General features: G+C 58.9%; 13 protein-coding genes. All 13 read left to right on the top strand.

From position 1 onward, the window contains the following. Positions 1–184 precede the first annotated feature (184 nt). The 13 genes from ABIE58_RS17455 (at position 185) to ABIE58_RS17395 (ending at position 15,218) form a co-directional block, all read left to right on the top strand. The gene (locus ABIE58_RS17455) at positions 185–1,069 is read left to right on the top strand and encodes a DUF1403 family protein (protein ID WP_354545957.1); all 885 of its coding nucleotides are present in this window, start codon (positions 185–187) and stop codon (positions 1,067–1,069) included. Between the two features lie 83 nt (positions 1,070–1,152). Beyond that, positions 1,153–1,767, top strand: coding sequence for an SMC-Scp complex subunit ScpB (gene scpB, locus ABIE58_RS17450; protein ID WP_354545958.1), 615 nt, complete (start codon positions 1,153–1,155; stop codon positions 1,765–1,767). A 157-nt stretch (positions 1,768–1,924) separates the two neighbouring features. Then, the gene (locus ABIE58_RS17445; RefSeq protein WP_140849483.1) at positions 1,925–3,559 is read left to right on the top strand and encodes a TnsB C-terminal domain-containing protein; all 1,635 of its coding nucleotides are present in this window, start codon (positions 1,925–1,927) and stop codon (positions 3,557–3,559) included. 1 nt (position 3,560) lies between these two features. Next, positions 3,561–4,442 (top strand): TniB family NTP-binding protein, encoded by an 882-nt coding sequence (locus tag ABIE58_RS17440; protein ID WP_038147410.1) that lies wholly within the window; start codon positions 3,561–3,563, stop codon positions 4,440–4,442. Then, positions 4,439–5,230, top strand: a complete 792-nt coding sequence (locus tag ABIE58_RS17435) for a TniQ family protein (protein ID WP_038147409.1) — start codon at positions 4,439–4,441, stop codon at positions 5,228–5,230. Before ABIE58_RS17440 ends, ABIE58_RS17435 begins: the two co-directional genes overlap by 4 nt. A 111-nt stretch (positions 5,231–5,341) precedes the next feature. Then, positions 5,342–5,869: a MarR family winged helix-turn-helix transcriptional regulator gene (locus ABIE58_RS17430; RefSeq protein WP_233152340.1), complete on the top strand. Its 528-nt coding sequence runs from the start codon at positions 5,342–5,344 to the stop codon at positions 5,867–5,869. A 471-nt stretch (positions 5,870–6,340) separates the two neighbouring features. Continuing rightward, positions 6,341–7,330: a TAXI family TRAP transporter solute-binding subunit gene (locus ABIE58_RS17425; protein WP_036562715.1), complete on the top strand. Its 990-nt coding sequence runs from the start codon at positions 6,341–6,343 to the stop codon at positions 7,328–7,330. 215 nt (positions 7,331–7,545) lie between these two features. Continuing rightward, positions 7,546–9,396 carry a TRAP transporter permease gene (locus tag ABIE58_RS17420; RefSeq protein WP_036562713.1) on the top strand — a complete coding sequence of 617 codons (1,851 nt, stop codon included), beginning with the start codon at positions 7,546–7,548 and terminating at the stop codon, positions 9,394–9,396. Between the two features lie 129 nt (positions 9,397–9,525). Beyond that, positions 9,526–10,080, top strand: a complete 555-nt coding sequence (locus ABIE58_RS17415) for a putative antibiotic biosynthesis monooxygenase (RefSeq protein ID WP_143747397.1) — start codon at positions 9,526–9,528, stop codon at positions 10,078–10,080. Between the two features lie 286 nt (positions 10,081–10,366). After that, entirely contained in the window at positions 10,367–11,647 is a 1,281-nt protein-coding gene (locus ABIE58_RS17410) for a Rieske 2Fe-2S domain-containing protein (RefSeq protein WP_036562709.1), read from the top strand. Between the two features lie 170 nt (positions 11,648–11,817). Continuing rightward, complete coding sequence (locus tag ABIE58_RS17405) at positions 11,818–12,981, top strand: alpha-hydroxy acid oxidase (protein WP_036562707.1); 1,164 nt, start codon at positions 11,818–11,820, stop codon at positions 12,979–12,981. Positions 12,982–13,102: 121 nt separating this feature from the next. After that, positions 13,103–14,041: a PDR/VanB family oxidoreductase gene (locus ABIE58_RS17400; protein WP_036562705.1), complete on the top strand. Its 939-nt coding sequence runs from the start codon at positions 13,103–13,105 to the stop codon at positions 14,039–14,041. Further along, entirely contained in the window at positions 14,031–15,218 is a 1,188-nt protein-coding gene (locus ABIE58_RS17395; RefSeq protein ID WP_081894009.1) for a Gfo/Idh/MocA family protein, read from the top strand. The genes ABIE58_RS17400 and ABIE58_RS17395 overlap by 11 nt, the downstream gene beginning before the upstream one ends. Positions 15,219–15,222: the final 4 nt, after the last annotated feature.

Below are 15,222 nucleotides of genomic sequence, written 5' to 3'. Positions count from 1 at the left end.
CTCGACGAGAGAGGCGATTTCGGCCGAATCCACCCATGAAACTAAAACGACACTGACATGTCGTTGAGCATATCTTTTTGCGTCCGATAACGCAAGGTTATTGGACATGATTGAGATCAGCAGAGTGGGGCGGTTTCTACACTATATAGTAGTCAAAAGCGCCGCCGCGAGATAGTGTTGTGGCATGACATATGCCCGGCCGAACTTCGACAGCGACCCTCTTAACTTACCCCAGATGCCGCCCTGGGTCACCTCGGCACGCGCCGAAACCCTTGAAGATGTGGCGTTTTTGTCGGGCGCAGCACTGAACCACCTGCATCTTGTATTAGGATGCGATCCAGTCCCCCAAGCCTTGCTGCGGGACAAGCTCGCGCTGCGTGCAACGGAGGCTTGTGTCGCGTTTTCGGGTCGCCTGGAGCGGGCAGGGGAACTGCGTGACGTGGTTCATATGCTGCGCCCCGGCGACCTTCCCGGCCCGGCAGGCGAAACATATCTGGCGTGGCGTCTTGCCACGGAAAGGCCGGTGACCGTGAAAGTTCTGGTCCGGGCGCTGCCAGAACTTCAGGGTTATCAGATCGCGAGTTGGCTCGACGCCGGGCAGGGAGCACCGGTCAGTCGCGCGGCAATGGTGCTGGAGGCGGTGCTAATCGATGCCCCCCGTGCCGAGGTACCCGCGCTCGTCCTTGCTGACGCGACCCTCGCTCAGGCGCTTGGTTGGGATCACGTCGTGCCGCTTCTGGCCGCAGGCCTGAAACGCGCCGACATGCGCAAGCGAGGCGAAGACCTACGCTCGGCTTGTCATCGCGCACTCGTCTCATCGGCGGTCGATGCCGTGCGTCTCTCAACTCACCTCGCGCGGCGGGCAGCGCATCTCAAAGCGGTCGCACCGAAGCTGCGCGCCAAAGGCGCGGAGGCCGCCGTCGCGATGTTCCTATCCCAAGATGCCGTCGCGCCTGCGGCCCTGCCGTTACCTGACCGGTCCGCACGGCGGTTCTGTGACCGGTTGGTCGATCTCGGCGCGGTGCGCGAGCTGACCGGCCGCGACACGTTCCGGCTCTACGGGGTGTGAGCATGAGCATGGCCAGCGAGTTCGCGAGGAACGCCAATGGTTCAAGTGACGAAGCGGACGGGAACCGGGCTCAAAGTTCGGACATGCGACCACAAAAAAAGGCCAAGGATCGCGCCGACACTGACTTCGATCGGGAACTGAACGATCTGCCAGCCGAATTGCGCTGGCGCGAATGGATGCGGCGGATTGAAGCCGTTCTCTTCGCCAGCGCATCGCCAGTGCCGCGCGAGGATTTGGCTCGGGTGGTAGGGCAGGGAGCTTCGGTTGAGCTTCTGATCGAGGACCTGGCCGCTGACCTTGACGGAAGATCATTCGAAGTGACAGAGGTCGCCGGCGGTTGGCTGCTGAGGACGAGGCCCGCCTACGCCCCGGCGATCCGGACCGCCGCTGACATAGGTGAACAGGACCTCGATCTGCGCGAGTACGATGTCGCTGTCCTGGCCGCCATCGCCTACCACCAGCCGATCACACGGGACGGCCTGAAAGACATCTTCGGAAAAGAGATCAGCCGCGACCTGATCGGAAGATTGCATGCGCGTGGATTGATCGTCACCGGGCCACGGTCGCCGCGGCGCGGGGCACCCTATACCTATGTGACGACGGAGCAGTTCCTGGTCGCTTTCGATCTGGAGTCGCTGCAGGACCTGCCCGATCGGGAGCAGATGGAGGATGCTGGGTTCATCAATTGGCAGGCATAGCCGTTGCCAATTGTCGCGTAGCCCTTAATTGTGAGATGGGAAATCCAACGAAATCAACGGCTGAGCTTTGCCCTTAAATATGAGATTTTGCCTTTAATTCTGATATTTTTGCCCTTAAACCTGAGACAGGGTTCACAGACATTTGCGGCAAATATCGATGAATGATGATGGCGAAGACTCCGTTGCCGTTGGTGCTGAAGAGGCGCGCAGGGCCGCGGTGCTGCGCCCTCTTGTTCAGGCATATCTCAATGGGACTGGCAGCCTGGAACGTGGCATCAATGACGCCGTTTGGGAGCTTGGTGTCAGCAGGGCGACGGTCTGGCGTTGGATAAAACGGTTGGCGGAAGAGGGTGGGCGCACCAGCGCTCTGGCTCCGCGGAAACGGGGCCGCCCGACCGGGACGATGTTAATATCCAGCAAAGTCGAAGCGGTAATCGAGGAGCACCTTCGCCGCTATTTCTTGCGCCGGGAGCGTTCGAGCTTGTCGCGCGTCGTGACAGAAATCCGCAGCGCTTGCTGGCAGGAGGGCTTGCAACCGCCGACACGGCGAACGGTTCAGCGTCGTCTGGATGCGATGGATGCCCGCGAAGTTGCGAAGGCACGAGAGGGCGCAAAGGCGGCCCGCCAGAAATTTGCGCCGGTCACAGGTGAGAACAAGGCCAGTATGCCACTGGAGATCGTCCAAATTGATCATACACCGGCGGACATCATTCTTGTCGACGGCTTTGAACGCAAACCAATTGGGCGGCCTTGGGTCACGCTGGCGATCGACGTCGCAACGCGGATGGTGACCGGATATTACACCTCTCTCGAGGCACCTTCGCGTCTGTCAGTGGCGCTTTGCCTGACACAGGCGGTGGCCCTCAAGGAGGAACTTCTTGCGGAATTGGCGTGCGATGTTCCTTGGCCGGCACAGGGCAAACCGCACAGCATCCACGTCGATAACGGTCGCGATTTCCGGTCGCGCGCCTTTCGGTCGGCCTGTGCGGATTGGGGGATCGATCTGGTCTATCGACCGCCAGCAAGTCCTCACTTCGGTGGTCACATCGAACGGTTGATCGGCACCATGATGGGGGCCGTTCACCTGTTGCCGGGAACAACGCAATCCTCGATCGCGGCAAAGGGCGACTATGACGCCGAAAGCAAGGCCACGATGACGTTGAGCGAATTCGATCGCTGGTTTGCTCTGGAAATCTGCCGTTACAACAACAGCATTCATTCAAGTCTTGGCTGCACGCCCGTTGCCAAATGGGAGGCGCTCTCAGAGCAAATGACAGGCGACATCCCCTTCGAGATGGAAGCCTTTCAGGTGAGCTTCCTGCCGAGTGAACTGCGCAAGATCAGGCGTGACGGCATCCATCTGTTCCAGATAAGGTACTGGTCCGATGCCCTTGCAGGCCACATTGGGCGCGGGGATGGAAAGGTGGTCGTTCGCTACGATCCTCGCGATATCTCAATGATCTGGGTCGAACTGGACGATGGCCGGTATGTTGAGGCGCGGTACAGAAACCTGGAAATTCCGCCCGTCTCGCTCTGGGAATATCGCGAAGCGATGAGGAAGGCCCGTGCCCTTGGCAAGTCCGGGTCTAATGAGCTGGTGCTGGCTGAGCTGATCCGACAGCAACGCCAGATCGAAGCTGAAAGCCGGGGCCTGACGAAGGCCGAACGCAGAACCCGTGAAAGAAAAGGGACATTGAAGGGCACGAACTCGGCCGTCTCGACAACCGAAGGGCTGCGCCCGATCGATACGGGTGATACATCGCGCCCATTGTTCAAGGTGGAGAGATGGTGAATTGAGGGCAGGGACAACTGAAGAAGACGGCCGGATCGCCCTCATTCAATCGGATATCTGGATCGGCTTTCCTCGGGCGGAACAGGTGTTGGACCGCTTGCAGGGCATGATCGAAGCGCCACGACAAACCCGTATGCCTGGGCTTCTTGTGCATGGCGCCTCCGGGATCGGAAAGACGATGATTGCCCGAAACCTGTCGCGCAAGTACGCACCAGAATACGATCCGGCGTCGGGCATCACCCGCACACCGCTTCTGCTGTTGCAAGCGCCGCCCGCACCTGATGAACGGCGGTTTTACCTGCACATCCTGGCCGCCGTCGGCGCCCCGGCGACGGCTCTTAGCGCCCGCGCTCAAAATGTGGCTTCCCTCGAAGTCCGTGTCATCGCGCTCTTACGCGACCTTGGCCTGCGGATGATCATGATCGACGAGGTCCACAATCTCTTGGCCGGGACCCACCGCGAACAGCGCCGATTTCTCAATGTCCTGCGGTATCTCAGCAATGAACTCGAGGTGTCACTGGTCTGCCTTGGGGTCAGCGAGGCCGTCGATGCTATTCGCGGTGATATCCAGCTTGCCCGACGGCTGGACGAACATCATCTGCCAAACTGGCGCGACGATGCCGAGTTCTCGGACATGATCCAGACCCTTATTGCTGCCATGCCACTGGAAAAGAAGTCCAACCTGAAGGTCAAATCTCTCAAGCAGGTCTTGGCACTGACCGGTGGGGTGACCTCGCGCATCTTCGCTCTGGTCAAGGATCTTTCCATCGACGCCATTATCACAGGCGAGGAATGCATCACCGATGACGCAATCGCAAAATGGACGCCGGTTTGGTCGCGCCATGCGAACCCCCATCGGCGGCTCCAGAAGTCCCGGGTGTGAAGCCGCACCCGCTGCCCAAGACTGTCGCGCCGCTGCCAGACGAGTTGTTGTCAGGTTGGTTGTCTCGGCTGGCGGCGGCCAACTACTGTGATGATGCGGAACTACTGGCTCATCTCAGAATCGATACCGCGCATGGCACCGCCTTGGACTTCAACGTCGACGCGGCTGCGGCGGCGAAGATTGCCAACGCCGCACGGGTTAACCCAGATGTTGTTCGATCTTTGACCTTTCCGGCAATGACGCCACGAGAAGCCTCGCTGACGGCTCAGATGCCATTCCAGCATTGCATGCAATGCGCCAGAGAGGGTCTTTCGCTCAGGCATTGGAGGCGGGCCTGGGCATTTGACTGCCAAGTTTGCGGGACGAGACTTGTGCAGACCCTTGGCAAACTCCGTGAGGAACAAATATCTGGAAAACTGATATACCGAGCGCGCCGCGGGGCAGAGATGCTTGAGTGCGCCGCGCGCTCGCGCGGCCCCAAGCAACTTCGGCGCGCAATGCGCGCAGTCACCTTTGCCATGTCACTCAAAACCTTCCGCGGGGATCCGTCGTTCGCTGTCCAGAACCCCAGATCGGAAGTTAGGCTGTTCTGCCTCGCCGCAATCGCCGCCGCTCGATCTCATCCCTTGGCTAAGGCAGCCATCGTCAGCAAAAGCATCGACGACTATGCAAGGGTTGCTCTCTTGCGCGCCTTCGAGAAGGAGCCTCGATTGCTTGCCGCGGTTGATCACATCGCGCAAAGGTGCGCGAGAAACAGGGGCCCCATGACAGCCGTATCTCACAATTAAGGGCAAAAATTGTCGCCAAACGCGTCGCGTCTCAGATTAAAGGGCAACGCGACACCTCCGTGCGTCTAACGGACGCTTGGCAAGTGGAAATTATACTGGTCTAGTCAGGCGATGAGTGAAACGATAGATACCAAACCGGCGGGTTGCGCCGGCGATCCGAGCAATGAGCGTATCGCGCGGCTTGTCCGCCTTGCGGCACGCGGATTCAACCGTGCGCTTCAGCTTCGGTTGCAAACGGAAAATGTCACGTTCGGCCAATGGATATTCCTTCGTATCCTTTGGCAGGAAGATGGGTTGTCGCAACGTGAGTTGAGCGACAGGGCGCATCTTACGGAACCGACAGCGCATACTGCGCTTATCCGAATGGAGGAACTGGGCTATATCGTTCGGCGCAACGTGGAGGGCAACAAGCGCCGGCAGCACGCCTTCCTGACCGCGAAGGGCCAAAGGCTTCGCGATCTGCTTGAGCCGCTTGCGCTTGAAGCCAACGACATGGCGCTTTCGGGCCTTTCGGAGAACGAGCAGAATGTTCTGAGGAAAGCCCTGACCCTGATGATTCGGAATCTTGACGAAGATGAGCGAAACGCCGCGTCCCGCGGCATTCGTGTGCCGCCGACCAAGGGCACCCCGGCGTCTTAAGATATTCGAAGGCAGGCGAGAGGGGCCGGGGTGTTGTCCGCGGTTCCATGCGTTCCGATGCTGTCAGGCGCGCCATCGTGCCATGCCTGTTGGGGCTGATGGCTTTTTTGCCCAAGCCTTCGAGGGGCTTTGAGAACTGCTGCGCCAAGAGGGGATCGCCCGGGCGATATCAGGCACGGTGCCGGGTGCTGCCCAGGCCATTGGCGCAGGCGGCCCGACCTTTTGCACCCGAATACCCCCATCCTGTGATATGATAAATTGAGGTGCTTTTGGCTGCTGTACTATGAATATGTGTGGTCATGGCAGCCTCTTTTCGGTCGGGGCGATTGCGTAAAGTTTTGTAAATTCAGGGGTAATTTGCCTTTGATTGTTGCCTTGGATCGCAGTTGACGGAGGGTTTTCTATCCATTAAAGGTGTATTTGATAGATATCTAAAATTAGATGTCTATGACTGTCATAAGGGAGGAAACAATGAACAAGAGTTTTAGGGCCGTTGCTGCGGCTGTGGGTCTGTGCGTGCTTGGAAGCGGCGCAATGGCGGAGAGCATCAACGTGACGCTGTCCGGCGGGAACCCATCGGGTCTGTGGTCGCTTCTGGGGGCCGGTGTCGACCGGGCTGTGAAGGCAGACGATTCCAGCAGTGTCGTGACATATCAGGCAACTGGCGGCGGGTTCGCGAATATCGGTTTGCTGGCTGCGGGCCGGACGGACCTTGGGCTGGCGCATGATGCCGAGTTGAAGATCGCCCTTGCCGGGGATGAGCCGTTCAATGCACCGATCGAGAATCTTCAGGCCATCGGGTATATGTATAACTGGGCGCCGATGCACTTTTTCCTGAGGAAATCCATCGCCGACGAACACGGAATCGACAGTATCGACGATCTGGCCGAATCGGGTGTGGCGATCCGCGTTGCAAACAACAACCGGGGCAACATCACCGCGAATATCACGACCTTCATGCTTGACGAAGCCGGGTTTGACGAGGCCACGATCGAAGCCAATGGCGGGGTTCTGGTTCGCGGCGGGTCGTCGCAGCAGGCCGACCTGATCACGGATGGTCGTACCGACATGGTGATCAACGGTATTTTCGTCGGGCATTCGTCTTTCCGCAAGGTTGATAAAAGCAATGATGTGGTGCTGCTGAGTGTGCCGCAGGAGATCATCGAAAAGACCAATGAGCGGTTCGGTACGCGCGACTACACGATTCCTGGCGGAAGCTATTCCAACCAGGCCGAAGATATCGTGACGCTCGCATTGGGCGCGATGGTCGTCACCTCGGATGCGCTGCCGGAGGAAACCGGATATACCCTTGCCAAGGGTATCGCGTCGAACATCGACGAGATCCGCGGTGTACACAACGCGATGCAGGAGTTGACGCCCGAGCTTCTGGTGTCGCAGACGACGCTTCCGTTCCATCCCGGTGCAGAGCGCGCCTACAAGGAACTCGGGTTGATCGAGTAAAGTCCTGTACGAGTAACTTCACCGGCGCGCGAGAACAGCGCGCCGGTTTCGCATCCGTCGCCGGATACAATATTTGCGGGCTGCCCCTGTGTCGCTACAGGCGGACGTGCCGCGCATCCGCAATTCAAATTCAAACCAACAACACGTGAAACGGTGCTGGCATGAAATTCCCTTCACTTACAGAAACTGGCCGTCGCAGAAAGCTGGAGCCGACCATGCGAACCGTCGTCATGGTGCTGTCGGCAGCTTTCGCGATATGGGTGGTCCATTCGAACCTGTTCGTTATCGCGGACCCCCTGATCCAGGGTATTTTGTTCATCTCGGGAATATTCACTATTCTCTTCATGGCGATTGGGGCGACCTCCAGGGCGCCAGACCGGATTCCATTTTACGATTGGTTCCTGACGGCTCTCAGTCTTGCGTGCGGCGTTTATTTCTACATGACGTCGGATGCGATTGCGGACCGGATCAGTCTTCTGGACACGTTCACCGCTGACCAGATGTTCTTTGGGTCGGCACTTCTGTTCCTGACCATCGAGGCGACGCGACGGACCACTGGCCTTGGGCTTACGGGCGTTGTCATGCTTTTCCTGATCTACAATCTTTTCGGCTACCTGTTGCCGCCGCCGTTCGGGCATCGGGTCAGCGAGTTCAGTTACCTGCTGGATATCCTGGTGTTTACAACCGATGGGCTGTTCGGCGTTCCGATCCAGGTTGTGGCCAGCTACGTGTTCCTGTTCGTGATGTTCGGGACGTTCCTGGCAAAAGCGGGCGGCGGTGACTTCTTCTTTAACCTTGCGGCCCTGATTACCGGGCGCGCGCGGGGTGGCCCTGCCAAGATCGCCATCATCTCGTCGGGTTTGTACGGCACGATGTCCGGTAGCCCCACGTCCGATGTCGTCGCGACCGGGTCGATCACGATCCCCGTCATGAAGCGGCTTGGGTATCGTGCCCGTTTCGCGGGGGCGGTTGAGGTCGCGGCCTCCACCGGCGGCAGCGCGATGCCCCCGATCATGGGGTCGGCGGCGTTCATCATGGCGGAGTATTCGGGTATTTCGTACAACTCGATCGTGCTGGCCGCGCTTGTTCCCGCCTTGTTGTACTACACGGGTGTCTTCGCCCAGGTTCACCTGCGTTCGGTGAAATATGACCTTCGCCCTTCGGAAGAAGAGGTTCCGAGCGCCAAGGAAACCTTCAGGACCGGCTGGGTGTTCCTGTTGCCGATCATCGGCATCGTCACGGCACTTGTCCTTGGTTATTCGCCGACCTTTACGGCGGGTGTCGGGGTTCTTGTGACGGTCCTTGCGTCGATGATCCTGAAAGAAACGCGGCTTTCGCTGTGGCAGATGGTGGAAGGTTTCGGGACAACCACGTTGCAGATCCTGCCGGTGGCCGGGGCATGTGCTGCGGCGGGCCTGGTGATTGGCGGGTTGTCGATGACCGGTCTCGGGATGAAATCGGCGAATGTCATTCTGAACATCAGTAATGCCGAACCGTTCCTGACGCTGGTTATCGCCGCGATCGTGACGATCATCCTGGGGCTGGGTATGCCGACCCCGAGTGCCTATATCCTTGCGGCTGTACTTGTCGGGCCGGCGCTTGCAAAACTCGGCTTCCCGGTGCTGCCCAGCCAGATGTTCCTGCTTTACTACGCGATTCTGTCAGCCTTGACGCCTCCGATTGCGGTGGCGGCCATAGCGGCATCCGCGATTGCCGATGAAGACCCGTTCAAGATCGCGTTCTCGGCTGTCAGGCTTGCGATCGTCGGCTTCCTGCTGCCCTTCGCCTTTGTCTGGAACCCGGGTATCCTTCTGGAACTTGGCGCCCTGGCCAATGCTATCGCCGTGGTCGGTGCATTTGCCGGTGCAATCGCGATTGCCGCCTCCATGGAGGGGTTGATCAAAACCCAATTGCAGGGCTGGGAAAGGGTTGTTCTGCCACTTGCGGCAGTGGGGGCGGTAAGCCCGTACCTTCTGGTGGCCAGCTTGTGCATCCTGCTGATTGTCGGGTTGATCGCGCGCCAGATCGTGTTCACCGCAAGCGAGGGACGGGTAAACAAGGTATAGCCTTCCGATATACACTGAATGCGATACCGAAAGTGACCACCTTACGGGGTGGTCACTTGCTGTTTTGAAGAATTACGAGTTGCTGAACCGGCATGCAGGGGCTCGTTGAAACCAATAGGTGACCTACTCATGACAACTTTCAAGACGGGTCAGTCGTCCCCGCCAGAAAACAAGACTTCGGGCCTGATGTTTACCGTAAGCGCGCCGCCTGAACATGCCACAGATGTAACGCAGGCAATTCACGATATCACCGCCAGTTTTATTGCGGTGGAGGGTGTGCCGGAAAATGATTTGCAGGAACAGGACCGGACCCGGGGTGAGTTTACGCTTTCCTTTAAATTCGATGACCAACTGGCATCGAACGACAAGGACCTGCCCGAGATGATCAACCGGGAAATCAAGCAGCGGCTGAACGGGTCCGCGGCAGAGATTCGTTGTGATACCGTGGCGGTTGCGCCACCTGCAGGAAGCCAGAAAGAGCCTGCTTTCTGGAAGCGTTGGGCGGTCAGTATGCTGGGTGTCTATCCCTTGCTGATCATGATCTTTTACGCCTTGAGGCCGGTGACGGAAGGCCTGCCCGTGCCGGTATCGCTGTTCCTGGTGGCGCTTGTTTTGACGGGTCTCAATGGCCGGTACGTGATGCCGTTCCTGGCGCGGAAAATGCAATTCTGGTTCGCCCGTTAGAAAGGTGTAAACCCGGAACGTGCAGGCGGCATGTGGGGTCTTAAGTGGTCTGGTATGATGCTTTTGGGGCCTCCGGTGCTGCCTTGAGAACCTGTTGGTATGGACAGGGGAAGGCCGGGGCTGGCGTGCTTAATACCTTGAAATATCAGGGGTTCGAGACCCGGTAACAGACTGGTGAAAAATATGGGACAGCCCGTTGACAGACTAAACTTAGAAAGCTAAGAATAATACAGGAAACATAAGCCGCGCATTTAGCTTTAATGCGGCAGTCCGTGGAGGAGATCTAATGCTTACACCTGAAGAGAATGAACTGCTGACCCGCGTGACCGGGGATGCCCCGATGGCCAAGTTGATGCGTCAGCACTGGACACCCGTGTGCCTGATGGAAGAAGTCGAAGAACCCGACGGCAAGCCGCTTCGTGTTGAGGTTCTTGGTGAAAGTTACGTGGCGTTCCGCGATTCGAAGGGGCGTCTGGGTTTGCTGGATGAGCTTTGCCCGCACCGTAAGGCATCGCTGGTCTATGGCCGGAATGAGGAATGCGGCCTGCGCTGCCTTTATCACGGCTGGAAGATGGACGTTGACGGTAACGTCGTTGCCATGTCGTCCGAGCCCGAAGGCAGCCCCCTGATGGACAAGGTCAAGCACCGGTCCTACCCGGTGCGTGAGTGGGGCGGATTCGTCTGGGCTTGGCTTGGTGAAAAAGAAGACATGCCGGAGTTCCAGCCGCCCGCCTTCGCGCCGACCGAGGATACGCCGGTTGCGATCCTGAAGATTCGGGTGCCTGCCAACTGGGCACAGATCCACGAAGGTCAGATCGACAGCGCGCATTCGTCGTCGCTCCATTCCTCCACCATGGTTCCTGCCCGGGTGGAAGGGGCCGCGGCCGACGAAAAATCGTGGTACCGTCCGTCGACCGACAAATCGCCCCGCATGCAGACCGAAACCACGAGTTACGGTTTCCACTACGCGGCGATTCGCAAGCCGATCAAGAATGCGCAGACCCATAACTATTTGCGCATCACCGAATTCATCGCGCCTTATTATTCGCTGATTCCGCCCAACAACAATTACCGGGTGGCAAGCGTTATCGTGCCGATTAACGATGATGAAACGGCCTTCCACTTCCTTGCCTTCGGTGGTCCGAACGTTCCTTCGACCGAGGAATGGCGCAAGTTTACCTTTGCTGTGCCGGGGGAAGATCTGGATGACAAGTGGCGTCCGGTCCGGACGCTGGAGAACGACTTCCTGCAGGACCGCGAGAGAATGAAGGAAGGTCACTTCACTGGTGTGGATGGCATCCCGAACGAAGATATCGTGATGTGGGTTTCGATGGGAAGCCGGGTTCAGCGTCACACTGACGTTCTCGGGGCCTCTGACCTGGCAATCGTCGAGTTCCGGCGGCTGATGGCCGATGCGGCCAAGAAGGTTGCAGAAGGCGGTCGGGCCATCGGCACCGATTCCGATATCCCGCAGGGCGTGATCGCCTCTCATGAGGGTGTTTATCCGAAAGAGACCGATTGGCGCACCCTCGTCGATACCTCGGGTAAAACCGCAGCGGCAGAATAAGCCGGTCTACATTTATCCTCCCTGATCCGCCCGAAACCGAGCATGGTCTTGGGCGGATCGTTTTGTAGGTGTCAGCCTGCCTGACACGGGGGGATGGCTGTTTGCCGCTTGTGGAAAACGCCCTGTCCCTGACGGGGGCAGAGGCGTATCGCAGGACACCGACGAGCAAGATGACCCGAACCGTTAACATCGACGACTTGCGCCGCCGGGCCCGGCGGCGGCTGCCGCGCGTCGTGTTCGATTTTCTTGATGGAGGGGCGGAAGACGAAGTGACCCTTCGCAGAAACCGCCAAGCTTACGAGGATATCCGGCTCACGCCCAGAATCCTGAAAGGTGGCACGGTTGATCTTTCAATCGACCTGTTCGGCCAGAAGTTCGCATCGCCTTTCATGATCGGCCCGACGGGTTTGAACGGGATTTACTGGCCGAAAGGCGATTTGCATCTGGCCGGTGCTGCCGAAGATGCAGGCATCGGTTTTGCCGTTTCGACGGCCTCCAACTCTTCAATGGAAGAGATCGCACAACGGTCGGGCGGGCCACTTTGGTTCCAGCTTTACCCATGGGGGAAGGAGGCCTTTTCCCGGGCGCTGATCGACCGCGCCTCCGAGGCTGGCTATTCGGCATTGATCATTACGGTCGATTCGCTGGTCGGGGGGAAGCGCGAGCGGGATTTGCGGCACGGGTTCGCGCATGAGATCACCATGAGTGCGCCCATCGTTCTTGATGGGTTGATGCACCCCGGATGGCTGAAATCCGTCTGGCTCAGCAATAACAGGCCACGATTGCAAAACCTCGTGGCTTTCCTTGGGGAGAGAGCCAGCGACAAGGAACTGGCAGATTTCACCCGCTCTCAGCGCAATCCGCATTTTTCCTGGGAGGATGTCCGGCGCATCCGCAAGCAGTGGAACGGGCCGCTTCTGATCAAGGGAATCATGTGTGCCGAGGACGCCCTGCGCGCCCGGCAGGAAGGGGCCGATGGTGTCATCGTGTCGAACCACGGAGGCCGGCAACTCGACGGTGCGCCGGCGACTATCGATGTGATCGGGGATATCGCCGGGCAACTGGACAAGGACGCGAAAATCCTGCTGGACGGCGGAATCCGCCGGGGTAGCGATACCGTCAAGGCGCTGGCCTTGGGGGCGCATGGCGTTCTGCTTGGCCGGGCACCACTTTACGGCCTGGCGGCGCATGGCCGCGAGGGTGTTGCGCAAGCGCTTTCGATTCTGGAGGATGAATTGCGCAGAACGATGATTTTCGTCGGCTGCCAATCGGTACGGGACCTGGGCGCGCAGCATATCGCAGCAATGAAAACAGGGGTGGCGGGCCCCGGCTAAACGCCCGAACGGAATGAATGAAATGCGGGCATACCCGCCCCGAAGCCGCCGCGGCGAGCGGTTGACATCACGAACTTAGCTATCTAATTATTTCACATCGCGAACAGACCGGGAGGACTTCATGGAGCAGATCAGAATGCGCGTCGAAAACAGGCGCGATTTGACTCCGAGTATCGTAGAATTCACTTTGGCGCCGGTCGGCGACGACAAACTGCCAAGTTTCGATCCCGGTGCGCATGTCACTGTCGAAACGCCTTCGGGCGCGATGCGCCGCTACTCGCTTGTCAATGACGGCGAGGACCCCAAGGAATATGTCGTGGCCATCAAGCGTGAGCCGGAATCGCGAGGCGGGTCCGCGTCGATGCATGATGATGCGACTGTCGGGACCGAACTTACAATCGAGGTGCCCGAGAACGATTTCCCGCTGACCGATGTGCAGAAATACCTGCTGATCGCCGGTGGCATCGGTATCACGCCGATCTATTCGATGGCGCGGTTCCTCGATAAGAAAGGCAAGATGCTGCGGATCATCTACGTGAGCCGCAGTGCAGAAGAGTCGGCCTATCTGGATGAGCTGATGAAGGATTTCGACGGGCGTATCATCGTCCACCATGACAATGGTGATCCGAATGCTGTTTATGACTTCTGGGACGATCTGGTGACGCCGCGGGCAACGCATGTCTTTTGCTGTGGCCCCAAGCCCTTGATGGAAGAGATCAAGGCCGTGTCCGGACACTGGCCGGAAGGACGCATTCACTTCGAGGATTTCAAACCCGTCGATGTGGTGCGCGAAGACGATACGGCCTTTGAAGTGGAACTGAAGAAAAGCGGTGAGGTGGTGACGGTTCCGGAGGATCGCTCGATTCTCGAAGCGCTGCGAGATGCGGGCCATGCCACGTCAAGCTCGTGTGAGAGCGGCACTTGCGGCACCTGCAAGACCCGCCTGTTGAGCGGTGAGGCCGATCATCGCGACATGGTTCTGATGGAAGAGGAAAAGGGCGATCACATCATGATCTGTGTGTCGCGGGCCAAGTCGGGGAGGCTTGTTCTTGACCTCTGATCCCGTTCGCCTCGGCGTTGCGGGACTTGGGCGTGCGTTCATGCTCATGGTGCCGACTTTCGACGCCGATTCCCGCGTGAAGCTGACCGCCGCCGCCGCCCCCAGGGAAGAAAGCCGTAACGCCTTTGAAAAGGAATACGGCGGCACGGGGTATGCGGCTATCGAAGACCTCTGCGCCGATCCCTCGGTCGAGGCGATCTATATCGCGACCCCGCACCAGATGCATGTCGATCATGTTCTGGCAGCGGCGCGTGCCGGTAAGCATATTCTTGTCGAAAAGCCCCTGGCGATCTCGATGGAAGATGCCGACAAGATGGTTGCGGCTGTCCGCGAGGCCGGGGTGCATATGATCGTTGGCCCGAGCCACAGCTTCGATCCGCCCGTGGACCTTGCCGCGCAGTTGATCGAAAGCGGTGAGTTCGGTCAGTTGCGGATGATCCAGGCGCTGAACTACACGGATTTCCTGTATCGCCCCCGGCGCCCCGAAGAGCTTCGCACCGAAGAGGGCGGAGGCGTTCTTTTCAGCCAGGCCATTCACCAGATCGATGTCGTTCGCCGGTTGGCGGGGGGCATGGCCAAGAATATCTATGCCATGACCGGCGCATGGGACCCGAAACGCCCGACAGAGGGTGCGTTTACCGCGCTCATGAACTTTGAGACGGGCTGTATCGCCAACCTGACCTATTCGGGGTACGCCCATTTCGACAGCGATATCTGGATGAACGACGTCGGAGAGCTGGGGCAGCGGAAACAGCCCGGTGCCTATGGCGGGGCGCGCCGCGCCCTGATGGACCTCGACCCCGAGGAGGAAGCCCGGCTCAAGACGACGCGGACTTTCGGCGGCGGCAAGACGGTCGACGCCAAACACAATGAACATTTCGGGCCGGTCATCGCACTTTGCGATCGTGCCGACCTGAAACTCACGCCGGACGGTATCGAGGTGTTCGGGGATACCGAACGCAGCTTTATCGAAGCGAAATTCGGTCCTGCGCCGCGCAGGACCGTTATCGATGCACTGGTGGCCGCAGTTCGTGAGGATGAGCCCCCTGTCCAGACAGGGGAGTGGGGCCTTGCGAGCCTTGAGGTCTGCCATGCGATCTTGCAGTCCGCTGACACCGGCCAGCCGGTCGAGCTACAGCGGCAGTACAGAACAAAACACAGGGAGGGGACGCAATGAGCAA

The organism is Roseovarius sp. MBR-78, from assembly GCF_040547535.1.
Taxonomy (GTDB): domain Bacteria; phylum Pseudomonadota; class Alphaproteobacteria; order Rhodobacterales; family Rhodobacteraceae; genus Roseovarius.
The sequence above is the reverse complement of the archived record's forward strand: the minus strand, read 5'-3'. Positions and strand labels throughout refer to the sequence as shown.

Bases quoted from the DNA above. Each gene is read 5' to 3' on its own strand.
- ABIE58_RS17430 (WP_233152340.1), top strand. From the start codon at position 5,342: ATGAGTGAAACGATAGATACCAAACCGGCGGGTTGCGCCGGCGATCCG.
- ABIE58_RS17425 (WP_036562715.1), top strand. From the start codon at position 6,341: ATGAACAAGAGTTTTAGGGCCGTTGCTGCGGCTGTGGGTCTGTGCGTG.
- ABIE58_RS17455 (WP_354545957.1), top strand. From the start codon at position 185: ATGACATATGCCCGGCCGAACTTCGACAGCGACCCTCTTAACTTACCC.
- scpB (WP_354545958.1), top strand. From the start codon at position 1,153: ATGCGACCACAAAAAAAGGCCAAGGATCGCGCCGACACTGACTTCGAT.
- ABIE58_RS17445 (WP_140849483.1), top strand. From the start codon at position 1,925: ATGAATGATGATGGCGAAGACTCCGTTGCCGTTGGTGCTGAAGAGGCG.
- ABIE58_RS17400 (WP_036562705.1), top strand. From the start codon at position 13,103: ATGGAGCAGATCAGAATGCGCGTCGAAAACAGGCGCGATTTGACTCCG.
- ABIE58_RS17405 (WP_036562707.1), top strand. From the start codon at position 11,818: ATGACCCGAACCGTTAACATCGACGACTTGCGCCGCCGGGCCCGGCGG.
- ABIE58_RS17415 (WP_143747397.1), top strand. From the start codon at position 9,526: ATGACAACTTTCAAGACGGGTCAGTCGTCCCCGCCAGAAAACAAGACT.
- ABIE58_RS17410 (WP_036562709.1), top strand. From the start codon at position 10,367: ATGCTTACACCTGAAGAGAATGAACTGCTGACCCGCGTGACCGGGGAT.
- ABIE58_RS17420 (WP_036562713.1), top strand. From the start codon at position 7,546: ATGCGAACCGTCGTCATGGTGCTGTCGGCAGCTTTCGCGATATGGGTG.